Source organism: Kribbella sp. NPDC000426, from assembly GCF_040300265.1.
Classification (GTDB): domain Bacteria; phylum Actinomycetota; class Actinomycetes; order Propionibacteriales; family Kribbellaceae; genus Kribbella.
Genome location: NZ_JBEPDK010000005.1, coordinates 73,606 through 95,069 on the forward strand (window position 1 = coordinate 73,606; position 21,464 = coordinate 95,069).

Annotated in this window: 24 protein-coding genes and 1 tRNA gene; 6 read left to right on the top strand and 19 right to left on the bottom strand. The window is 68.9% G+C overall.

Annotated features, from left to right (window positions below; genetic code table 11):
* Positions 1 to 35: 35 nt before the first annotated feature.
* Together ABT313_RS24360 and ABT313_RS24365 are read right to left on the bottom strand one after the other, a co-directional pair.
* Positions 36 to 698 (bottom strand): response regulator transcription factor, encoded by a 663-nt coding sequence (locus ABT313_RS24360; protein WP_350858081.1) that lies wholly within the window; start codon positions 696 to 698, stop codon positions 36 to 38.
* Complete coding sequence (locus ABT313_RS24365; protein ID WP_350858084.1) at positions 695 to 1,801, bottom strand: sensor histidine kinase; 1,107 nt, start codon at positions 1,799 to 1,801, stop codon at positions 695 to 697. The genes ABT313_RS24360 and ABT313_RS24365 overlap by 4 nt, the downstream gene beginning before the upstream one ends.
* Before the next feature lie 104 nt (positions 1,802 to 1,905).
* Here ABT313_RS24365 and ABT313_RS24370 point away from each other — a divergent pair, with 104 nt between their 5' ends.
* The 3 genes from ABT313_RS24370 to ABT313_RS24380 all read left to right on the top strand — a co-directional run bounded on the left by ABT313_RS24370 (position 1,906) and on the right by ABT313_RS24380 (position 3,094).
* A complete protein-coding gene (locus ABT313_RS24370) occupies positions 1,906 to 2,412 on the top strand; it encodes a glycine cleavage system transcriptional repressor (RefSeq protein ID WP_350858086.1) in 507 nt (168 codons plus the stop codon).
* 37 nt (positions 2,413 to 2,449) lie between these two features.
* On the top strand, positions 2,450 to 2,992 hold the full coding sequence (gene def / locus ABT313_RS24375; protein ID WP_350858089.1) for a peptide deformylase: 543 nt from the start codon (positions 2,450 to 2,452) through the stop codon (positions 2,990 to 2,992).
* Between the two features lie 19 nt (positions 2,993 to 3,011).
* A tRNA-Leu gene (locus ABT313_RS24380) sits at positions 3,012 to 3,094 on the top strand.
* Positions 3,095 to 3,098: 4 nt separating this feature from the next.
* Here ABT313_RS24380 and ABT313_RS24385 read toward each other — a convergent pair.
* From ABT313_RS24385 to ABT313_RS24395, 3 genes are all read right to left on the bottom strand, one after another.
* On the bottom strand, positions 3,099 to 3,839 hold the full coding sequence (locus tag ABT313_RS24385) for a hypothetical protein (RefSeq protein ID WP_350858092.1): 741 nt from the start codon (positions 3,837 to 3,839) through the stop codon (positions 3,099 to 3,101).
* Between the two features lie 61 nt (positions 3,840 to 3,900).
* Entirely contained in the window at positions 3,901 to 4,749 is an 849-nt protein-coding gene (locus tag ABT313_RS24390) for a uracil-DNA glycosylase (protein ID WP_350858095.1), read from the bottom strand.
* A gap of 101 nt (positions 4,750 to 4,850) precedes the next feature.
* Entirely contained in the window at positions 4,851 to 6,281 is a 1,431-nt protein-coding gene (locus tag ABT313_RS24395) for an MFS transporter (protein WP_350858097.1), read from the bottom strand.
* 129 nt (positions 6,282 to 6,410) lie between these two features.
* On the opposite strand from ABT313_RS24395, the gene ABT313_RS24400 reads away from it, so the two are divergent.
* Complete coding sequence (locus ABT313_RS24400; RefSeq protein ID WP_350858099.1) at positions 6,411 to 6,986, top strand: TetR/AcrR family transcriptional regulator; 576 nt, start codon at positions 6,411 to 6,413, stop codon at positions 6,984 to 6,986.
* A gap of 9 nt (positions 6,987 to 6,995) precedes the next feature.
* On the opposite strand, the gene ABT313_RS24405 is transcribed toward ABT313_RS24400, so the two are convergent.
* Genes ABT313_RS24405 through ABT313_RS24440 form a run of 8 tightly spaced genes read right to left on the bottom strand, consistent with a single transcriptional unit; the run spans position 6,996 to position 12,450 of the window.
* Positions 6,996 to 7,397 carry a type II toxin-antitoxin system VapC family toxin gene (locus tag ABT313_RS24405; RefSeq protein WP_350858102.1) on the bottom strand — a complete coding sequence of 134 codons (402 nt, stop codon included), beginning with the start codon at positions 7,395 to 7,397 and terminating at the stop codon, positions 6,996 to 6,998.
* Positions 7,394 to 7,690: a type II toxin-antitoxin system Phd/YefM family antitoxin gene (locus tag ABT313_RS24410; RefSeq protein WP_350858105.1), complete on the bottom strand. Its 297-nt coding sequence runs from the start codon at positions 7,688 to 7,690 to the stop codon at positions 7,394 to 7,396. Before ABT313_RS24410 ends, ABT313_RS24405 begins: the two co-directional genes overlap by 4 nt.
* Before the next feature lie 43 nt (positions 7,691 to 7,733).
* Positions 7,734 to 8,654 (bottom strand): Ppx/GppA phosphatase family protein, encoded by a 921-nt coding sequence (locus ABT313_RS24415; protein WP_350858108.1) that lies wholly within the window; start codon positions 8,652 to 8,654, stop codon positions 7,734 to 7,736.
* A complete protein-coding gene (locus ABT313_RS24420; protein ID WP_350858110.1) occupies positions 8,647 to 9,129 on the bottom strand; it encodes a DUF501 domain-containing protein in 483 nt (160 codons plus the stop codon). The genes ABT313_RS24415 and ABT313_RS24420 overlap by 8 nt, the downstream gene beginning before the upstream one ends.
* Positions 9,126 to 9,728, bottom strand: coding sequence for an FtsB family cell division protein (locus tag ABT313_RS24425; RefSeq protein ID WP_350858117.1), 603 nt, complete (start codon positions 9,726 to 9,728; stop codon positions 9,126 to 9,128). The genes ABT313_RS24420 and ABT313_RS24425 overlap by 4 nt, the downstream gene beginning before the upstream one ends.
* Before the next feature lie 18 nt (positions 9,729 to 9,746).
* Complete coding sequence (gene eno / locus ABT313_RS24430; protein WP_350858122.1) at positions 9,747 to 11,027, bottom strand: phosphopyruvate hydratase; 1,281 nt, start codon at positions 11,025 to 11,027, stop codon at positions 9,747 to 9,749.
* Between the two features lie 38 nt (positions 11,028 to 11,065).
* Entirely contained in the window at positions 11,066 to 11,611 is a 546-nt protein-coding gene (locus tag ABT313_RS24435; protein WP_350858125.1) for an RNA 2'-phosphotransferase, read from the bottom strand.
* Positions 11,608 to 12,450 carry a LysR family transcriptional regulator gene (locus tag ABT313_RS24440; RefSeq protein ID WP_350858128.1) on the bottom strand — a complete coding sequence of 281 codons (843 nt, stop codon included), beginning with the start codon at positions 12,448 to 12,450 and terminating at the stop codon, positions 11,608 to 11,610. The genes ABT313_RS24435 and ABT313_RS24440 overlap by 4 nt, the downstream gene beginning before the upstream one ends.
* Positions 12,451 to 12,519: 69 nt before the next feature.
* Between ABT313_RS24440 and ABT313_RS24445 the strand changes: the two genes are divergently transcribed.
* Positions 12,520 to 12,969, top strand: coding sequence for a hypothetical protein (locus tag ABT313_RS24445; RefSeq protein ID WP_350858131.1), 450 nt, complete (start codon positions 12,520 to 12,522; stop codon positions 12,967 to 12,969).
* Between the two features lie 9 nt (positions 12,970 to 12,978).
* Positions 12,979 to 13,512 (top strand): pyridoxamine 5'-phosphate oxidase family protein, encoded by a 534-nt coding sequence (locus ABT313_RS24450; protein WP_350858134.1) that lies wholly within the window; start codon positions 12,979 to 12,981, stop codon positions 13,510 to 13,512.
* Here the strand turns inward: ABT313_RS24450 and ABT313_RS24455 are convergent.
* The 6 genes from ABT313_RS24455 to pth all read right to left on the bottom strand — a co-directional run bounded on the left by ABT313_RS24455 (position 13,501) and on the right by pth (position 21,455).
* Positions 13,501 to 14,694 carry an aminotransferase-like domain-containing protein gene (locus tag ABT313_RS24455; RefSeq protein WP_350858137.1) on the bottom strand — a complete coding sequence of 398 codons (1,194 nt, stop codon included), beginning with the start codon at positions 14,692 to 14,694 and terminating at the stop codon, positions 13,501 to 13,503. The two genes, ABT313_RS24450 and ABT313_RS24455, sit on opposite strands and share 12 nt — an antisense overlap.
* A 13-nt stretch (positions 14,695 to 14,707) precedes the next feature.
* A complete protein-coding gene (locus tag ABT313_RS24460; RefSeq protein ID WP_350858140.1) occupies positions 14,708 to 15,553 on the bottom strand; it encodes a phosphotransferase enzyme family protein in 846 nt (281 codons plus the stop codon).
* 68 nt (positions 15,554 to 15,621) lie between these two features.
* Complete coding sequence (locus ABT313_RS24465; protein WP_350858143.1) at positions 15,622 to 16,596, bottom strand: nucleoside triphosphate pyrophosphohydrolase; 975 nt, start codon at positions 16,594 to 16,596, stop codon at positions 15,622 to 15,624.
* A gap of 7 nt (positions 16,597 to 16,603) precedes the next feature.
* Positions 16,604 to 17,227, bottom strand: a complete 624-nt coding sequence (locus ABT313_RS24470; protein ID WP_350858146.1) for a hypothetical protein — start codon at positions 17,225 to 17,227, stop codon at positions 16,604 to 16,606.
* 26 nt (positions 17,228 to 17,253) lie between these two features.
* A complete protein-coding gene (gene mfd / locus ABT313_RS24475) occupies positions 17,254 to 20,883 on the bottom strand; it encodes a transcription-repair coupling factor (RefSeq protein ID WP_350858149.1) in 3,630 nt (1,209 codons plus the stop codon).
* On the bottom strand, positions 20,880 to 21,455 hold the full coding sequence (pth, locus tag ABT313_RS24480; RefSeq protein WP_350858152.1) for an aminoacyl-tRNA hydrolase: 576 nt from the start codon (positions 21,453 to 21,455) through the stop codon (positions 20,880 to 20,882). Before pth ends, mfd begins: the two co-directional genes overlap by 4 nt.
* Positions 21,456 to 21,464 lie beyond the last annotated feature (9 nt).

Here is a 21,464-nt window from a genome sequence, read left to right on the forward strand (position 1 = left end):
ATCGGCCGGCCCTCGACTCGCCGGGGGCCGGCCTTCTACTGCTCGTGCAGCAGGTCCGCGTCGTGCACGAGCAGGGCGATCTGGACGCGGTTGTTGAGGTCGAGCTTGGTGAGGATGCGGGAGACGTGCGTCTTCACGGTCGGGACGCTGAGGTAGAGCGTCGCGCTGATCTCGGCGTTCGACTTCCCCTCCCCCACCGCGACGGCGATCTCGCGTTCGCGGTCGTTCAGATCGTTGAGTCTGGCAACGGCCTTGGCCTTGCGGCTGTCGGTCCCCGAGTCGGCGACGCGGGTGATCAGGCGTTTCGTGACGGCCGGCGACAGAACCGGCTGGCCGGCCGCGACCCGCCGTACCGACTCGACGATCTCGGCCGGCGGGGTGTCCTTCAGGACGAAGCCGGCCGCGCCGGCGCGGAGCGCCCGCAGTACGTGCTCGTCGGCGTCGAACGTGGTGAGGATGACGACCTCGGGCGCGCCGGGGCGCCGTCGTACGGTCTCGGTCGCGGTCAGGCCGTCGGTGCCGGGCATCCGGATGTCCATCAGGATCACGTCGGGCGCGAGCCGGTCGATCAACCCTTGTACGCCAGAACCGTCGCCGGCCTCGCCGACCACGCGGATGTCCTGCGCACCGCCCAGCATCAGCTTGAGCCCGGCCCGCAACAACGGATCGTCGTCGACGATCAGCACCCGAATGGTCATGCGGGCCACGGTAACCAGGCGTAGAGGCGGAAGTCGCCTTCGGGGGTGCGGCCGTGTTCGATCCGGCCTTCGACCAGGGCGGCGCGTTCGCTGAGTCCCTTCAAACCTTGGCCGTCTCCTCGTCGGCGGCTGGGCGCGGGATTGCGCAGCTCGACCGACAACCCGTTGCCGGGGGCACCGGTCACGCTGATCGTCACGGGTTCGCCCGGGGCGTGCTTGACCGCGTTCGTGAGACCTTCCTGCACGATCCGGTACGCCGTCCGCCCGACGTGCTCGGGCATCGCACCCGGTGCGTCGAGGGTCAGGTCGACCGGGATGCCGGCCTCGCGGGAGCCGTCGATGAGGGCGGGCAGATCGGAGAACGCCGGCTGCGGGAGCTCGCCGACGGGAGCCCGCAGTACGCCGATCACCTCGCGGAGATCCTGGAGCGCCTGGTGCGCACTGGCCCGGATGATCTCGGCGGCGCCGGCGACCTCGTCCACCGACGCGTCGGGGCGGTACGCGAGCGCGCCGGCGTGCACGCTGAGCAGGGACAGCCGATGCCCGAGTACGTCGTGCATCTCGCGGGCGATCTCCTCGCGGGCGCGGAGCTGGCCTTGCTCGGCCTGGAGCCTCGCGACCGTCTCGGCCCGATCGGCCCGGTCCCGCAGCGTCTGCAGCAACTGACGGCGCGACCGGATGTAGAGCCCCCACCCGGCCACCGCGAGGTAGATGGCGATCGCGGCGATCACGATGGCCGCGGGATCGTCCGACTTGTCCCGGATCTTGATGTACGCGGCCAGGCTGATCGCGTTCACCCCGAAGACCAGCACAGTCGTCCGCAGCGGCCGGTGGATCGCCACGGTCAGGATCAGGATCAGCGCTGCCACCCCGGCGGTCTCCGAGAAGGTGGACACGGCGGCGCCGATGATGGCCAGCTGGAGCGGCCAGCGGCGCCGGAACCAGAGCGTCAGGCACAGTGCCATGCCGACGTAGAAGTCGATCGCGAGCAGCCCCGGGCTGATCGGGTCCTTCCGGCCGGCGTCGTACAGCAGGAAGCCCGTGAACACCGCGACCGCGAACACGAGACTGTCCACGATCCAGTCGCGAGCGCTGCGCTTCATGGTTCGAATGTAGCGGTGCGTAAGCGTTTTCCGGGGCCGTCGGGGTTGTCCGGATACCGAAGTCGCTTTCTTGCGGTACTTAGGTCGACGGTAGGTTGCCGGGCATGAGTCAGCTCGCTGTCACCGTCATCGGCCCGGACCGCCCGGGCATCATCGCGGACGTCACCGGGGCCCTGGTTGGTACCGGGGTCAACCTCGAGGACACCACGATGACGCTGCTGCGCGGCCATTTCGCGATGATGATCGTCTGCGCCGGGCCGATCGACGAGGTCGAGTCGGCGCTGGAGCCGCTGCAGGGTGAGCTGGTGATCACGGTGCGGACGATGGGTCCGGAGCACGAGCACGCGCCGATCGGCGCGCCGTACATGCTGAGTGTGCACGGCGCCGACCGGCCCGGGATCGTCGCCGCGGTGACGCGGATGATCGCGGCGGCCGGCGGGACGATCACGGACCTCTCGACGCGGTTGAGCGGCGGGCTGTACGTGCTGACCGCGGAGGTCGAGCTGCCGCCGTCGTCGGAGCTGGAGATGCTGGACCGGGCGCTCGAGATCACCGCCGACGAGCTCGGGGTCGGCGTCACCCTGCGCCCGGCGGAGAGCGACGACCTGTGATCTCCTCCTGGTCGCGGAACTTCGAAGGCGGGGTCCTGTGATCGCCTCGTGGTCGCCCAAGCTGCTGGACGTCGAGGGGCAGGTCCTGGAGGTCGTCCGGGCGCCGCATCCGGTGCTGGCCACCGAAGGTGCCTCCGTGGACCCGCTCGATCCTTCCGTGATCCAGTTGGCAGCCGACCTGGTGGCGACGATGCGCGTCTCCCCGGGATGTGTCGGCCTGGCCGCGCCGCAGGTGGGTGTGGCGGCGCAGATGTTCTCGCTGGACGTCACCGATCATCCGAAGACCCGCACGTGTCACGGCGTCTTCGTGCTCTGCAACGCGGTGGTCGTCGAGGCCTCGCGGAACGAGAAGGCACGTGAGGGGTGCATGTCCGTCCCCGACTTCACCGGCGACGTCAAACGGGCGACCCGGCTGACCGTACGCGGCGTACTGCCCGGGACCACCGATCCGGTGACCATCACCACCAACGCCTTCGAGGCCCGGGCGCTCCAACACGAGATCGACCACTGCGACGGCAAGCTCTTCCTCGACCGCGTCGCCGGCGCCCACGCCGTCTACCCACGGAAGAACTACCAGTAACGAGTACCCTCGTCCCGAAGCCCGGGTGGCGGAACGGCAGACGCAGCGAGCTTAAACCTCGCGGCCCTAACAGGCATACGGGTTCGAATCCCGTTCCGGGCACTGGTTAGTGGGCTATGTCGGCTTGGTAGCAGGTTAGGTGCCAGGTTGCTTGGCGGGCGGGGGTGCCTGGGCGGCGGGTGCAGTGGCCGGAGGCGAAGGTGAGGGTTTGGGGGCCGGCTAGGTAGCACCAGGCGTCGTAGTCCTTGTCGTTGCCGTAGGCGTAGGACAGGTAGTGGGTGACGGGTTGGGTGCCTAGGAACGGGGTTTGGAGGCGTTGTTGGGCTTCTAGGGGGAGGTTGCCTAGGAAGCCGCGCATTTCTTGGGAGAGGTTCAGGTGTGGGGGTGCGGCGGGCTGGGGAGCGCCGGCTCGGCCGGTGACGAGGGAGCGTAGGGCGCCGCGGGGTTTGATGAGTTGTTGCTGGACGACGGCGTGTTTGAGGCTTGACGGGGCGAACAGGTCTAGGCGGATGCTCTGGGTGCGTTGGCCTTGCGCGTTGACGCGTGGGGTCGTGATGGCCAGGCCGTTCGGGCCGAGTACGACGGCGTACGGCCGGTCGCGTTCCCGTTTGTGCTGGTCGGCCCACCAGTCGATCTTCGGCCCGACCTTGCGCTCGAGGTACGCCTTCACGTCGTCGGAGATCTCGCTCCAGTAGTGGAACCGGTCCGGGCCCGGGATGAAGTTGAGATCCGTTGCCTCGTGGGCGCCGGGCAGCTTCGGCGTGGCGGTCGAGCGCTCCACACCGCCTGCCTCACGGCGCGTGGCGGGTCGGCCGCGGGACTGCTCGGGCGGATTCCCGCTGGTCATGTGAACACCCGCTTCGGAGGCATGCCGGGAGCTTCCAACACCTGCACCATCCGGGTCAACCTCACTTCGGCGGCTCTGTGGATAACCCGGCCAGGGTCTTGGCCCGGGTGAGGACGGCGTCGAGCATGGGTTCGGTGAGTTTGCCGGTGAAGGTGTTCTGCTGGCTGGGGTGGAAGCAGCCGAGGACGGTGATTTCGCCTTGTGGGGTTGGGATCTGGTGCTCGACGGCGTGACCGAACTTGGGGCGGGGTCGCGGGATCGTTGCCCCCAGCGACGCGAGTCCGTTGAGCAGGGCGTCGTACCCGAACTTGCCGAGACAGACGATCGCACGGGTGGTGGCGAGGGACAGCTCCAGTTCGCGGCGGAACCATGGAGCGCAGTTGTCGCGTTCGTCGGGTGTAGGTTTGTTGGCTGGTGGGGCACAGCGGACGGCGGCGATCATGCGGGCGCCGGTCAGGCGGAGGCCGTCGCCGGCGTGTTCGCTGGTGGGTTGGTTGGCGAGACCGATGCGGTAGAGCGACGCGAACAACCAGTCGCCGGAGCGGTCGCCGGTGAAGACGCGGCCGGTGCGGTTGCCGCCGTTCGCCGCGGGGGCGAGGCCGGCGATCAGGATGCGCGGGGCCGGGTCGCCCCAGCCGGGGATCGGGCGGCCCCAGTACGGCTGGTCGGCGAAGGACTTTCGCTTGCCGACAGCAACATCTTCCCGCCATTCCACGAGCCGCGGGCAGGCATGGCAGACGGAGACCCGCGCTTCCAGCTCGTGCAGGTCGTCAATCGCCGCGAGCTTCCGCACCTCGACCGGACCGTGCGCCACCGGAGTACGCCGTACGGCGGGATCCTCCGGCCACCCGGTCCCCGGCGGCACCGGACTCTCGAACAACTGCCCCGTCAACGGATGCGGAAGCTTCACCCCTCACCCTAAGCACACGCACGAGGCGACCGGCCGGGTAGGCGCCTTTGCGGAAGGTTTTCGTCAGCGGGTGCCGAATAGTTTCCGCAAAGGCGCGACGCTCATGCGGCCAGTTCCTCGGCGACGGATTCGGCTGGCGCGGGAACGGCCCGCGTACGGCGAGGGCTTGGGATTGCCAGGGCTAGTACGACGGCTGCGGCGGCGAAGGCGGCCAGGAGGAGGAACGTGTTGGTGAAGCCTGACTCGGTGGGGAGGCCGGAGGGCTGGAGGTGGCCGGTGATGATGGAGCTGGCCAGGGCCGTACCGATGGAGCCGCCGATGGTGCGGATGTTGGTGTTCATGCCGGTGGCTGCGCCCGTCTGCTCGCGCGGGACGTTCTGCACGATCAGGCTGGTCATGGACGCGTAGGCGAGCCCAAGGCCGATGCCGAACAGGGCCGTCGACACTGCGACCTGCCACTGCTGGTCGTGGAACTCTGCGAAGAGGAGCGCCGCGACCAGGCTGAGCGCGGAGCCGGAGACGACCTGCGCCTTCACGTTGAACCGCGGTGCGAGCGGACCGCTCATGGACCCAGTGACGGCCATCGTCACAAGCATCGGCAGCATCAGCAGGCCGGCCTGGGTCACGCTCGCCCCGAAGCCGAACCCGGCGGCCTTCGGGATCTGCAGGAACTGCGGCACGAACGCATACACCGCGAACATCGCCGCGCCGAACAGCAGCGCCACCAGGTTCGTCGTCCACACCGCCGGGCGGCGCATCATCCGCATGTCGATCAGCGGGTTCCGCGACCGCAGTTCAACGGTGATCCAGCCGACGAACAGTACGACGGCCAGCGCGAACAGGCCGACCGTACGGAACGAGCCCCAGCCCCACGTGCGGCCCGTGCTCAGCGGGAGCAGCAGCGCAATCAGCCAGCCGGACAGGAACGCGGCGGCGAGCCAGTCGATTCGGCCGGCCACGCGGTTCGGCGACTCCGGGACGTACCGGCGTACCAGCAGGGCTGATGTGGTGACGACCGCCATCGGGATCCAGAACAGCCAGCGCCAGCCGAGCCACTCCACGATCGGGCCGGCCAGTACAATCCCCAGCCCGCCACCGGCGGCGATGATCGCGGAGACCACGCCGACCACGGACGGCACGCGCTCGGCCGGGAACTCGTCCCGGATGATCCCGAACGCCAGCGGGAAGACGGCGCCGCCGACGCCCTGGAAGACGCGGGCGGCGATGAGTACGCCGATGTTCGGCGCGAGGGCCGCGATCAGGCAGCCGACGGCGAGGGCGCCGAGCGCGATGAACAGCGTGCGCTCCTTGCCGACCATGTCGCCGATGCGGCCGAGGAGCGGGGTTGCGACCGAGACGGACAGCAGAAGCGCGGTGAAGACCCAGGTGACCGTGCTCGGGGTGGTGTGCAGGTCGTGCTGGATGACGGGCAGCGCCGGGCTCACCAGCGACTGCAGCATCGAGAACGATGCGACGACCGTGGCGAGGACCGCCAGGGTCAGTCGCGGGTTTCCAGACCTGATGACAGGCATGCAGAAGTCCTTCGAAAGGGGTGTGATCGCGCCGGACGACGGCGCGGGAGTCCCCGGCCTGGTAAAGTCGAGGTGTGCCTCCACTATATCGGAGGGATGCCTCCGGTAACAACTGGCTAAGGTGATCGAATGGACAGCGCGCAGAGCAGGCCGGCTTTGCAGGTCGACGTACGGCGGCCGCAGCGGGCGGACGCGCGGCGGAATTTCGACGCGCTGCTGGCCGCTGCCCGGGACGCGTTCGCCGCCAAGGGCGTCGAGGCGTCGCTCGAGGACATCGCCCGGCAGGCCGGTGTGGGTATCGGCACGCTGTACCGCAACTTCCCGAACCGTCAGGACCTGCTCAACGCGGTGTACTTCGGCGAGATCGAGGAGCTGTGCATCGCGGCGGAGAAGGTCGCCGACCTACCGCCGTGGGACGCGCTGACCACGTGGCTGCACCGCTTCGTCGAGTACGCCGCGACCAAGCGCGCGATCTGGGAGTCCCTGAACCGCGAGACCGAGAGCTTCAAGGCAGCCCGCGCGGCCATGTACGCGGCCGGGACGCCGCTGTTCGAGCGCGCCCAGGAAGCCGGCGAGGCCCGCAAGGACGTCTCCTTCGACGACCTCCTCCGCATGGTCAGCGGACTCACCGCCGCCGGCTTCGTAGACCAGGCCCAACGCGACCGAGTCCTCACCATCGCCCTGGACGGCGTGCGCGTCAGGTAAGCGAACGCGTCACCCGCGAGGACTGACGATCTCGAACCCGGCGTCCTTACCGGCGATGGCGAGCCGGTCGTCGTACGTCACGAGCGCCGTCAGGTCCGAGCCCAGCACCCTGGCGGTGGCCAGATGGATGGCATCGCGCGAGCGCAGCATCCGATCCGGTTCATTCATGGCCGCGTCGACGATGTCGTCGTCGATGCTGATGAAGTCGAAGGCAAGAAGCAGGTCACGAGCATCAGGCAACAGAGCCGGGAACGCCCTGCTTACCGCTCTCATCACTTCGATGCGCAGCAGCCCTGAACTCACCCACGCCGCAGCAGCGGCATTGTCATAGAACCGGGCAAACGCCTTCGAGTGACTCTCCTCCACCAGGAGCTTGAGCGCAGCGGAGGTGTCGACGTAATAGAGGCTCACCAGGATTCCTCGTCGCGCAGAGCGGCGAGAGCATCAGTCAACCGGTCAGTGCCGTCACCCGCGCGCATCCGCGGCCGGTAGCCGGGGCGAATCGCCGTACGGACGCGCCCTTCGGCTGCGAGACGATCCAGCACCGGCGTCGAGTCGCGCTCATCCACGGGCACAATACGAGCAACCAGCCGGCCGTACTCGGTCACGTCGATCGTCTCGCCGTGCCGAACGCGAGCCAACACCTCACTCGTCTTGTGGCGCAACTCGCGAAGTCCCACCGCGTGCTCGTTGACTGTCGTCATACAGCAGATGTATCACAATTTTGTGCGCACAATCTGCGGGATGCTACGGCTCACCTCGCACGAGGCTCCACGCGACGCCGTCGAGGATGTCGTGTTCGGAGACGGTGAGGGCGTCGATCGGTAGCTGGTCGGTGAGGCGTTGGAGGATGAGGGCGCCGGCGCCGATGACGTCTACTCGGCCGGGGTGGATCGAGGGTACGGCGGAGCGCTCGGCGCGGGTCGAGGTGGTGAGCCACGCAGTGGTTCGTCCTACGTCTGCGGTGGTCAGGTAGGCGTGGTGTACGGCGTTCCGGTCGTACTCCGGGAGGCCGAGGGCGACTGCAGCGACTGTCGTAGCAGTGCCCGCTACCGCGATCAGGGTACGAGTGTCGGCCAGCGGGACCGTGGTGCTGTCGAGGAGTGCGTCGATGTCCTCGACGACAGCGGCGAGCTCGGCGTCAGAGGTGGGGTCGGTGGTGACGTGGCGCTCGGTGAGGCGGACCGAGCCGATGTCGAGGGACTGGGCCGCGATCAGCCCGTCAGCGCTTCCCAGGACCAGTTCGGTGGAGCCGCCGCCGATGTCGGCCACCAGGTAGGGCGCGGGGAGGTCGAGCGAGGTGGTCGCGCCGCGGAAGCTGAGTTCGGCTTCTTCGCGGCCGGTGATGATCTCGGGCCGTACGCCGAGCCGCTCCTCGACGCCTGCGAAGAAGGCGTCGCGGTTGCTCACGTCCCGGGCCGCGGAGGTTGCGACGAAGCGGATCCGGCTGACGCCCCTGGACCGGATGACGGATGCGAAGTCCGAACATGCCGTGAAGACGCGGGTGAGGGCTTCGGGGGCGAACGCCCCGGTGGCGTCGACGCCCTGACCGAGCCGGACGATGGTCATGCGCCGGTCGACCTCGACGAGCTGACCATCGACGAGATCCGCGATCAGCAGCCGGATCGAGTTGGTCCCACAATCGACGGCGGCGACGCGGTCAGACACACGGGCCTCGGCGGCCCCAGTCTTCCAGGGCTTCGAGGGCCTCGTCGCCGAGCGGGTTGACGCCGGGGCCGGCGGCCAGCGAATGGCCGACCAGAACATGCAAGCACTTCACCCGGTTGGGCATGCCGCCGGCGGTGATGCCTGCGATCTCCTCCACGTGTTCGATCGACTCGCGGTGCGCCAGGTACGACTCGTGGGCGGCGCGGTAGCGGGCGGCCAGGTCCGGATCCGACGCCAGGCGGTCGGTCATCTCTTTCATCATGCCGGAGGCCTCGAGCGTCCCGATCGCGGACGCGAGCCGCGGACACGTCACGTAGTACGTGGTCGGGAACGGCGTACCGTCCGGCAGGCGCGGCTCGGTCTCGACCACGTCCGGCAGGCCGCAGGTGCAGCGGTGCGCGATCGAGCGGATGCCGCGCGCGGTACGGCCGAGCTGTTTGCTGACTGCTTCTTGGTCGGCGGGGCTGACGCTCACCTGGTTACCTTAGGTGACGGCGTGATGATCGGCTTCGGGGTGGGCTTGGCCGGCGTCGGCGTCGCGACGACCGGCGGTTTGCCGGCGCCCTCGACGCTGCCCCACAGCTTCGTGTACCAGGTCGGCTTCTGGGTGTCGGTCGCACCGTCCGACGGCGTCGACGGCTCCGGCGGGGCGCCGACCGGCTTCCCGTCCGCGCCGATCACGCGGTACCCGACCTCGCCCGGCATCACCCAGCCGAGCCGCTGCCGCGCCTGCGCCTTCACGTACGCGTCGTCGTCCCAGCGGGCGATCTCGTCGTTCAGCTCGCCGACCCGCTTCTCCCGGTCGCGGATCTCCTGCTGCAGCGCGCTGACCTGCTGGTGCTGGTCGAACCAGACCCGCAGGCTCTGCGCGTACGACACGATCAATGCCCCGAGGACGAGCAGTACGACGGCCGCCCGCCCGGTCAGGTTGCGCGAACCCCGGGTCCGCGCCGGGGCCGGGGAGGACGCCGTACGGCGTTTGGGCTGGTCGCCCCGCCGGGCCGGTGGACGCGACTGGGTCCGGCTCGACGGACGCGAGCCGGGGCGTGCACCGGAATCCCGACGGGACGGCATACCTGGGTCCTCCTGAAACTAGCCCTGGAAGCGCGGGAAGGCCGAGCGACCGGCGTACGTCGCCGCGTCGTCGAGCTCCTCCTCGATCCGGAGCAGCTGGTTGTACTTCGCGGTACGGTCGGACCGGGCCGGGGCGCCGGACTTGATCTGGCCGCAGTTGGTCGCGACCGCGAGGTCGGCGATCGTGGTGTCCTCGGTCTCGCCGGAGCGGTGGCTCATCATGCAGGTGAAGCCGCTGCGGTGGGCCAGGTCGACGGCGTCCAGGGTCTCGCTCAGCGAGCCGATCTGGTTCACCTTGACCAGCAGGCTGTTCGCCGCCTTCTCGGTGATGCCGCGCTGCAGCCGCTCGACGTTGGTGACGAACAGGTCGTCGCCGACGATCTGGATCTTGTCGCCGAGCTGACCCGTCAGGCTCTTCCAGCCGTCCCAGTCCTCCTCGTTCAGCGGGTCCTCGATCGAGACGATCGGGTACGACGCGACCAGGTCGGCGTAGTAGGCGATCATCTCGTCGGCCGACTTCTTGCCGCCCTCGAACGCGTACACGCCGTCGGTGTGGAACTCGCTCGCCGCGACGTCCATCGCCAGCGCGATGTCGGTGCCGAGCTTCAGGCCGGCCTTCTCGACCGCGACCGCGATCAGGTCGAGGGCCTCACGGTTGCTGGCCAGGTTCGGCGCGAAACCGCCCTCGTCGCCGAGGCCGGTGGACAGGCCGCGTTCCTTCAGCACCGCCTTCAGCGCGTGGTAGACGGTCGCGCCCTGCATCAGCGCCTCGCCGTACGTCGCGGCGCCGATCGGAGCGATCATGAACTCCTGGACGTCGACGTTGCTGTCCGCGTGCGCGCCGCCGTTGAGGATGTTCATCATCGGCACCGGCAGGACGTGCGCGTTCGGGCCGCCGACGTAGCGGAACAGCGGCAGGCCGGAGCTGTCCGCGGCCGCCTTCGCGACCGCCAGGCTGACGCCGAGGATGGCGTTCGCGCCGAGCTTGGCCTTGTTCGGGGTGCCGTCCAGGTCGAGGAGGGCCTGGTCGATCAGCCGCTGCTCGTGGACGTCGTACCCGACGATCTCCTTGTCGATGTCCTCCAGGATCGCGGTGATCGCCTTCTGGACACCCTTGCCGCCGTACCGCTCCTTGTCGCCGTCACGCAGCTCGACGGCCTCGAACTGACCGGTGGACGCGCCCGACGGGACGGCCGCCCGGGCGACGGTGTCGTCGTCGAGCAGAACCTCGACCTCGACAGTGGGGTTGCCGCGCGAGTCGAGGATCTCGCGGGCGCCGACGGCCTCGATGGTGGCCACATTGACTCCCAAGTTCTCGATGACGAATCGGCTTGAGCCTAGCCTCCAGACCAGTGGGCCCATTGGACCGCGTCGGCCCTAACGATCGCATCCGGAGGTACTTCGCGCGTCAACAACACCCCGTTGGCCGCCCGAAAGACCTCCAGATTCCCCGAATCCACACCCAGCAAGACTTCTACGGCCGATCTCCTGCCGACCGGGCTGTCCTTCGCCGGCGCGAGATGGACGTGAGTACGCCGTCCGGCCCGCAACCCCTCCCGCCGGATTGCGGCCAACGCCGCCCGGTTGGTGCCGTGCCACAGCAGGTCCACGGGGTAAATCCGTTCCCAACTGTTCTCCAAGGCTTCACGTGTCACCGGCATCCCTTCGAGCGAATGCCCCTGACACGCCCGGATCCGCTCTCCGTCGACCTGCAGCCGCCGTTTGTCGTTCTCCTCGACCGCCTTCTCGAGCGCTGCTCGATCCAGCGCCAGCGTTTGCAGGACGTCGGAAATCAAGGCCCACCCGTCGGCACTCATCGTGAGACCCCGCTCACCCGCGGTGTGCCGGAGCAGCTTGGAGATCGCCCGGCTGTCGCGGCTCATGTCAGCATCCCTCTCAGTTCGGACACCCGATCGCTGCGGTCCGGGCGGGTGATCACGTAGTACCGGACCGGCGGCAGATCCCTGATCGGGATCTTCCGTACGGCTGCCGTCGTACGCACGGAGCCGTTGACGACGGCCGGTCCGATACCGAGACGGACGAAGTGGACCAGCAGTTCCCACCCTTCCGCCTCGACCGCGACGGACCACCGGATTCCCTGATCGAGCATGCTCCGCTCCAACTGCTGCCGGTGCGGACGATCCTTCGGGGGTACGACGAGAGCCTCGTCCTGCAGATCCTTCAACCGCACGGTCCGGCGCTCCGCGAGCCGGTGGTTCTTCGGGGTGATCAGGACCTGCGGGACTTGGGTGAGGAGCGTGCAGTCGAGATCGTCGGGCGGGATGCCGAGCGCCGTCACGCCGACGTCGGCGGAGCCGTCGCGCACTGCGGCGACCGTCGCAGCCGCGTCGGCGGTGCGCAGCCGGAGCTCGTGGCCGCGGGCGAGTATCCGCTTGAGCGAGTCGCCCAGCAGGTAGAGATATGTGCCGGAGCCGGCGATCAGTACCAGCGGTCGAGGCGGGGCGGCGTCGAGTGTGCGCAGGAAGTCGGTCGCCCGGTCGCGCGAGTCGTTGGCGAACGCGGCCAGCCGCTCGCCTGCGTCAGTCAACTGCAGCTGGCGGCCGACCTTCACGTACAGCTTCGCGCCGAGCCGCCCTTCCAGCTTGCGGATCCGGGTATGCAGCGCAGGCTGACTCACATGCAGAACATCAGCCGCCCAGGTGAAGTTCAGGTGCTCCGCGAACACCGCGAACGCCTGCAGATCCTCCGCCACCAGTTCCATCACTAGAAACTATAGCTATGTCGATAAGAACTAGTTCTGTTGGATGGCTTGCGTACAGACCCTGGATCCATGAACAGATTGGGAGTCGACATCGGACGGGTGATCATCGACGGATCATCAGGCCCCGGTGACACGTCGTTCTTCTCCGGGGACACGGCGGACATGCTGCGGACGCCCGCAGTACCAGGTGCTTTCGAGGCGATCGCGCGGCTCGTGCCACTCTTCGACGAGACCTGGTTGGTGTCCAAGTGCGGCCCACGCATCCAGCAGCGTTCATTGCAGTGGTTGCGCCATCACCACTTCTTCACCCGCACAGGAGTTGCCGAGGGCAATGTTCGCTTCTGCCTACGGCGCCCCGAGAAGGCAATCCATTGCGCCGACCTCCGCATCACCCACTTCATCGACGACAAACCGGATGTGATCGCGGCTGTCACACCCGTCGTAGCCCACGCTTACCTCTTCAAGAACTGGCCGACGACTGAGGCGGCGGTTCGGGGAAGTGTCGGTGGGGGTTGGTAGACCGGGGGGATGAGATGGGAACAGGTGGTGGCAGAGCAGCCGCGGCTGGGTGAGTTAGGGACGGTGCGGTTGCTGGAGCCTGGGGTGGTGCTGGTGGCTACCGTGCGGCGGGACGGGACGCCTCGGGTGAGTCCGGTGGAGCCGTTGGTGGTGGACGGGGAGCTGTGGCTGTGCATGATGCAGGGGTCGGCGAAGGCAGCTGACCTGGTGCGGGACCCGCGGGTGCTGGTGCACAACATCGTGACCAGTCGGGACGGAGCGGACGGCGAGTTCAAGGTTCGCGGGGTAGTACGCACGGTGGACGACCTCGACGTACAGCAGCGGTTCGCCGACGAGGCGGACCGGCGGCTCGGGTGGCGGCCGGTGCCGGGGCGGTTTCATTTGTTCGCAGTCGACGTCGAGAGCGTGACAGTGATCCGGTACGACACTGCCAGCGGCGACCAGTACGTCGCGATCTGGCCGCCGGCGCGCGAGTTCGTACGGCGTGGCACGTCGGCGACCAGTGTGGGTGAGCCGGAGAAGACGCACGAGCTACTCGACTAGCTCCTCCCGGAGCAGGTCCGCCAGTCGGTGCAGGCCGTCGACCAGGCGGTCGTCGGGGACGCCGGAGTAGCTGAGGCGGGCGTGGTTCGGCTCCTGCACGAGTGGGAAGAACGTTGCACCGGGCACGTAGGCGACCTTTGCGCGCGGTATCAGCGTCTCCTGCATGAAGCGGGTCGCGTCGAAGCGGTCCGGGAACGACAGCCAGGTGAAGAGCCCGCCCTCCGGGCGTGTGAACCGCACGGACTTCGGCAGCACCTCGTCGAGGGTCGCCAGTGCCAGGTCCCGCTTGTGCCGGTACACGACGTTGCCGTCAGCCACGTGCTGGTCCACGTCGTACTGGCCGAGGTATGCCGCTGTGGCGGCCATGTTCAGCGTGCTGCTCTGGGTGTCGGCCGCCAGCTTCAGCAGGCCGAGTTTCTCGAGTACGTCGGGCGCCGCGACCGCCCACCCCATCCGCACACCGGGCGCGAGGATCTTCGAGAAGCTGCCAACGTGGACAACGCGTCCCTGCGTGTCCAGGCTCTTCAGCGTCGGCAGGTGGCTGCCCTCGTAGCGGAGATCGCGGTACGGCGTGTCCTCCAGCACCACAAGCTGATGCCGGTTGGCCAGCTCGATCAGCCGCAGGCGGCGCTCCAGACTCAGGGTGACGCCGGCCGGATTCTGGAAGTCGGGCACGGTGTAGAGCAGCTTGGCGCCCGGGTTCGCGGCCAGCACTTCCTCGAGGTGGTCGACGTCCATCCCGTCGTCGTCGATGCGCACCGGCGCGTACTGCGGTTCGTACGGCGCGAACGCGATCAGCGCGCCGAGGAACGTCGGGTTCTCGGTGATCACGACGTCCCCCGCGTCGAGCACCAGCTTGGCAGTCAGATCGAGACCCTGCTGACCGCCCTGGATCACCAGCACGTCGTCGGCGCCGCACGCCGTACCGTTCCGGGTCAGCCGGTCCGCGATCAGCTCCCGCAGCTCCACCAGGCCGCGCGACTCGGTGTACTGCAACGTGCGGGCGTTCGCCGGGGTGAGCAGCTTCTGGTAGATCTCTGCCAGCTCCCCCATCGGGAACAGCGCCGGATCCGGATATCCGCCGCCGAACGAGATCAGCTCCGGATCGTCGCCGAGCCGGAGCAGCTCCCGGATGGCGGACGGCCTGACGCCGGCGATCCGGCGCGCGTACGAGATGCCCACGGTCCTGCTCCTCTCAGTTCAGCCCGAACGACCGACGCGCGTCGGCAAGACCGCGGGCGTTGTCCTCGGGACCGGAAATGCCGGTCAACACATTGTTCGCCGTACGCCACGCGAAATACCCGGCCTGGACCGCCCATCGGACACGCAGGAAGGTGCCCAGACCACGCTCCAGCTCGTCAGCCAGCCCGGGGCGTCGGCGCAGGTACGCCGGTACGACGTGGGTCGGGGTGTTGTACATCGCCGCCGAGGCCACGTCGTACAGGATCGGGCCCTGCACAGCGCTGCCCCAGTCGATGAGGCCGACCTGACCGTCCGGTTGGCGCCGGAAGGCCTCGGCAGCCGGGTCGCCGTGCAGCCACGCCCAGGTCAGCGGACCGACGGCCAGCGCGTCAGCGATCGCCCCCTCGACGGCCGGCCGGATCCACGGCTCCAGATCCAGGACATCGTCGAACGGGAGCAGCAACCGCATCCAGTCGCCGAGATCACCGGGCTCAACACCGGCAGCCAGATGCACCCGACCGAGCAGATCCCCGATCGCCACCTGGTCCTCGACGCTCGTCTCCAGCTCCTCGCCGTCGACGTACTCCAGGACGGCCACCTGCCGATCCTCGATCAGCTCGACGAACCGCCCACGCTTACTCGCCCGCGGCCGCCCGGTCACCAAGCCCGCATCACCCAGCCGCGCCGCCAGCTCCAGCCCCGGCCTGAACGCCGAGTCCCCCACATCCACCGACTTGACCACCACACGCCACTCATCAGCCGCAGCAAGCAGAGCAGCCGAGTTCATCCCCCCGGCCAACACCACCACCCGCAACGGCTTCAGATCCCACCACTCCCCCAGAACCCCAGCAACGTCCACCAGGCTCACCCTGCCAGCCGGTCACGCCGCCACGCACCCGATTTCCCGGAGAGCGTGCCCAGGAGGAGTCAGGCGGTTTCGGCGGTGCGGATTTGGGCGGCGAGTTCGGCGACTGTCTGGCGGAGGGCCTGCTCGGGGTCCACGCCGAGGCGGCGGGCTTCGCGGACGAGGGCGAGGAGTTCCGGGCCGATCTCGTCGGCGGAGATGGCCGCGGGGGCGGCGGCATCCGTCGGGAGGACCTTCGCGGAGCGGCCCAGGACCTTGTCGGCGAGGGCCAGGGCGGGCAGGGCGAGGGGGATGCCTTCGAGGACCGAGGAGCGCTGCTTCTCGGCCGCCTTGATGGTTTCCCAGTTGGCCTCGACGGCGGCGGCATCCGCGGCGTCGACAGTGCCGAAGACGTGCGGGTGGCGGCGGATCAGCTTCTCGACGATGCCGGCGGAGACGTCGTCGATCGTGAAGGCCTCGTCGGGATTGTCCTCGGCGATCCGCGAGTGGAACGCGACCTGCAGCAGCAGGTCGCCCAGCTCTTCCTGCAGGTGCGAAAGGTCGCCGGTGTCGATGGCCTCGAGGGTTTCGTAGGTTTCCTCGAGGAGGTACTTCGCGAGGCTCTCGTGGGTCTGTTCCTGGTCCCACGGGCAGTTGCGCCGGAGCCGGTCCATCACGCGCACGAGATCGATCAGCCGAGCGCCGGGTACGTCGTACGACCCGTGGATGATCTCCACCTGGTACGACGGCTCCCGGACGAGCTCGTCGGACACGGCCCGGAGCAGACCGGGCTCGCCGTCGTCCCCGGTGAGCCAGACGACGTGACGGCCCGCGGCAGCCGCGGACGACAGCCAGGTCCACGCCGCGGAGACGCCGGCCTCGACCTGGGTGACGACCAGGCCGGAGCCGATCACGGCCTGTACGTCGGGCCGGTCCGGACCGCCCGCGGCGCCGATCTCGTCGGCAGCCTCGAGGGCCTGCCAGGTCGCCCGGGTCAACAGGCCCGGCGCGACCCGGGGACTGGTGAGTACGACGGTGATCGTCCCACCGCTCGACATGGACAACTCAGCCCTGGGGCTGGGCCTGCTGGGCCGCGTCGGCAGCGGCCTTGCGCTTCGCAGCGGTCTGGTCGGACTCGACCGACAGCGACCCGGAGATCGTCGTGTCGAGCTTGCCGTCGGTCCACTGGCCGAAGCGCGGCGCGATCGAGACGGTGATGTCCTTCGAGGCGTCCTTGGCCGCGGCCAGGCCCTGCTGCAGCTTGGCCTGGTCCTGCAGGTCCTTGACGGTGCCGCCGGCGAGCTTGACCACGACGACCTGTGAGGTCGCGACCGAGTTCAGGAAGTCCCGGGCGACCGTGTTGGTCTGGAACTTCTGGTACGTGTCCTCGTCCCCGCCGACTGCGCTGCGGGCCGCCTCGGCGGTCTCCGCCGGGGTGACCGGGACCGACTTGTTCTCCTGGACCTGACCGAGGACGGCGTTGTTCACCAGGTCGCTCAGCGCGGCCGCGGTGTTGTAGTTCTGGCCGAGCGCCGTGCTGACCGCCTGCGAGGTCTTGTCGACGTCGCCGACGCTGATCTCGGTCTTGCCGACGACGGCCGCCGCACCCGGGTGGATGCCCGCCGCGCAACCACCGGTCAGCAGCACGATCGCCGCCACCGCACCGATAGCCCGTACCCGTGTGCTCACCGAATCTCCTCGTGTCCTCAATAGCTTCACGCCGGCACCACAATAGGTTCAGCGATCACGTCGTCGATCAACCGGGTGCACCATTGCAGCAGCTCCTGGTCACGGAGCGGCTGACCGCCGACCGGCCTGGTGGCAGGTCTCGGCACCAGAATGGTATGCAGTTGCGGCTTCACCAGACTCTTCGGGTACAGCCTGTTGAGCCGGAGCACCTTCGAATCGGGCAGCTCGACCGGCCCGAACCGGATCATGTTCCCCTGCAGCGTGACGTCATGCAGCCCCGCCCGGCGGGCGTGGTTGCGGAACTTCGCCACCTCGATCAGGTTCAGCACCGCGGCAGGGATGTCGCCGTACCGGTCGTGCAACTCCTCAACGAGCTCGGCGATGCCGTCCTCGTCGCGGACGGCCGCGAGCCGCTGGTACATCTCCAGCCGCAGCCGCTGCGACGGAACGTAGTCGTGCGGCAGGTGCGCGTCGATCGGCAGCTCGATCTTGACCTCGGGCTCCTCGGCCTGCGTGTCGCCGCGGTACTCCGCGACCGCCTCGCCGACCAGCCGGACGTACAGGTCGAACCCGACGTCCGCGATGTGCCCGGACTGCTCGCCGCCGAGCAGGTTGCCCGCGCCGCGGATCTCCAGGTCCTTCATCGCGACCGCCATGCCGCCGCCCAGGTCCGCGTGCTGCGCGATCGTGGCCAGCCGGTCGTGCGCCGTCTCGGTGAGCGGCTTCTCCGGCGGGAAGAAGAAGTACGCGTACGCGCGCTCCCGGCCACGGCCGACGCGACCGCGGAGCTGGTGCAGCTGGGACAGACCGAGCAGGTCGGAACGCTCGACGATCATCGTGTTCGCGTTCGAGATGTCGATGCCGGACTCGACGATCGTCGTACAGACGATGACGTCGGACTGCTTCTCCCAGAAGCCCTGGATGACCTGCTCGAGCGTGTGCTCGTTCATCTGGCCGTGCGCGACACTCACCCGCGCCTCGGGGACCAGCTGACGGATCCGAGCGGCGGCCTTCTCGATCGTGTTCACCCGGTTGTGGACGACGAAGACCTGACCCTCGCGGAGCAGCTCGCGCCGGATCGCGGCGGTGACCTGGTGCTCGTCGTACGCGCCGACGAAGGTCAGCACCGGGTGCCGTTCCTCCGGCGGGGTCGCGATCGTCGACATCTCGCGGATACCGGTGATCGACATCTCCAGCGTCCGCGGGATCGGCGTCGCGGACATCGTCAGGACGTCGACCGCGGTCCGCAGCCGCTTCAGCTGCTCCTTGTGCTCGACGCCGAACCGCTGCTCCTCGTCGACCACGACCAGGCCGAGATCCTTGAACGCCACCTCGCCGCTGAACAGCCGGTGCGTCCCGATCACCACGTCTACCGACCCGTCGGCGAGGCCGTCGATCGTTGCCTTCGCCTCCTTGTCGGTCTGGAACCGCGACAGCGGCGCGACGTTCACCGGGAAGGCGGCGTACCGCTCGGCGAAGGTCGCGTAGTGCTGCTGCACGAGCAGCGTCGTCGGCACGAGGACGGCGACCTGCTTGCCGTCCTGCACGGCCTTGAAGGCGGCCCGGACGGCGATCTCGGTCTTGCCGTAGCCGACGTCGCCGCAGACGATCCGGTCCATCGGCATGACGCGTTCCATGTCGTGCTTGACGTCGTCGATCGTGGCCAGCTGGTCCGGCGTCTCCACGAACGGGAACGCGTCCTCGAGCTCACGCTGCCACGGGGTGTCCTTGGCGAAGGCGTGGCCCTTGGTCGCCTGGCGGGCGGCGTACAGCTTGATCAGCTCGCCGGCAATCTGCCGGACGGCCTTGCGGGCGCGGCCCTTGCGCTTGGCCCAGTCGCCGCCGCCCATCTTGTCCAGGGTCGGCTGCTCGCCGCCGACGTACCGCGTGACCTGGTCGAGCTGGTCGGTCGGCACGTACAGCCGGTCGCCGGGTTGACCGCGCTTGCTCGGCGCGAACTCGATCACGACGTACTCGCGGGTGGCCTTCTGGGTGCCCGAGCCGACCGTGCGCTGCATCATCTCGACGTACCGGCCGACGCCGTGCTGCTCGTGCACCACGTAGTCGCCCGGCTGCAGCTCCAGCGGGTCGATCGTCTTCTTCCGCCGCGACGGCATCCGTTGCTGGGAACGCCGTTCGGCCGCCGACCGCTGCCCGGCCAGGTCGTTCTCGGTGAGTACAGCGAACTTGATGCCCTCGGCAATGAACCCGTGGTCCAGCTGCCCCTGCGAGATCAGTACGACGCCGGGCTCGGGGATCTCCTCGATCCCTTCGACCACCCGGGCCGGCAACTCGGCCTCGGAGAACACCTCGGCCAGCCGCTGCGCGGGACCGTGTCCTTCGGTGACGCAGACGACGCGCCAGCCGTCCCGCAGCCAGCCGCGGATGTCCTCGGCCGCGGCCGCGGTCTCACCGCGGTACGGATCGACTTCGTGGACCGCGAGGATCCTGCTGGTGACCGCCCCGGCGTCGGCGTCGATGTCGAACGAGATCCGCTCGCCCATGGAATCGCGCAGCTCGGGCGTGTCCGTCGGCGCCGCCGCGAACGGCGACAGGCTCCACCAGGCCAGGCCCTTGCCCAGGGCATGCGACCGGACGTCACCCAGCGACATGTACGCCGCTGCGCCGAGGTCGATCGGGGCCTCGCCACCACCGGCGGCCGCGGCCCAGGACGCCTCCAGGAACTCCTGGCTGGTCGCGACCAGATCGTGCGCCCGGGCGCGAACCCGCTCAGGGTCGCTGACGATGACATGCGCACCGGCCGGCATCAGGTCGACCAACAGCTCCATGTCGTCGACGAGCACCGGGGCCAGCGACTCCATGCCCTCGACGGCGTGCCCCTCGGCGAGCTTCTCGAACAGCTCGGCCAGCTCGGGGTGTTCCTTCGCGAGTACGGCGGCACGCGAGCGGACCTCGTCGGTCAGCAGCAGCTCGCGGCACGGCGGCGCCCACAGCCCGTGTTCGGCGATCTCCAGCGAGCGCTGGTCGGCGACCGCGAAGTACCGGATCTCTTCCACGTCGTCGCCGAAGAAGTCGACCCGCAGCGGGTGCTCCTCGGTCGGCGGGAACACGTCGATGATGCCGCCGCGGACCGCGAACTCACCGCGCCGCTCGACCAGATCGACCCGGTGGTACGCCGCTCCCGCGAGCCGCTCGACGACGTCCTCGAGCTCGACCGAGTCGCCGACGTGCAACTGCACCGGCTTCAGGTCCGCCAGGCCGGCCACCTGCGGCTGCAGCACGGATCGCACCGGCGCGACCAGGATCTTGATCGGCCCGGTGGTCTCGTCGGACGGATCCGGATGCACGAGCCGCCGCAGTACGGCCAGACGCCGGCCGACCGTGTCCGAACGCGGCGAGAGGCGCTCGTGCGGGAGCGTCTCCCAGGCCGGGTAGTAGGCGACCGTGCCGGGCTCCTCGACGAGGCACTGCAGCTCCTCGGTGAGTTCCTCGGCCTCACGGAAGGTGGCAGTGACCGCGAGGACCGGCCGGTCGGCGCCGTTCTGCGCTGCCGCGATCGCGGCCAGCAGGACCGGACGCACCGGGCCGGGCGCGCTCAGGTCGAGGGTCGTGACACCGTCACTGCGGGCGTCACGAACGGCCTCGGACACCACCGGATCGGTGATCAGGGTGTCGACCAGACCGCTCAGTTTCACGAGTTGTACTTCCCTTGGGTCGACTCCAGGCCGTCGGTGAGCAGGGACTCGACGGCGTCCGCGGTCCGGTCGACGGCGAACGGAAGATCCTTGCGTTCGGTCGAGGAGAACTCGTTGAGGACGAAGTCGGCGGGCGCCTGCCGGCCCGGTGGACGACCCACACCGAACCGGACTCGATAGTACTCACCGGTGCCAAGCGATTTCCGCAGGGACTTGAGTCCGTTGTGGCCGTTGTCCCCGCCGCCGAACTTGCACCGCAGTACGCCGAAGTCGATGTCGAGCTCGTCGTGGACGACGAGCAGGTTGGCCGGGTCGAGCTTGAAGAACTTCAGCAGGCCGGAGACCGGGCCGCCGGACTCGTTCATGTACGCGCGGGGCTTGGCCAGCACCGTCCGCAGGCCGCTGATCCGGGTCTCGATCACCTCGGCCTTGACCTGCTTGCTCTGCTTCCACTTCGCGCCCGTGCGGGCGGCCAGCTCGTCGGCCACCAGGTGACCGATGTTGTGCCGGGTGCGGGCATAGGAAGGGCCGGGATTCCCCAGTCCGACGACCAACCACACGTCGTCCGCCACGGATCCCGG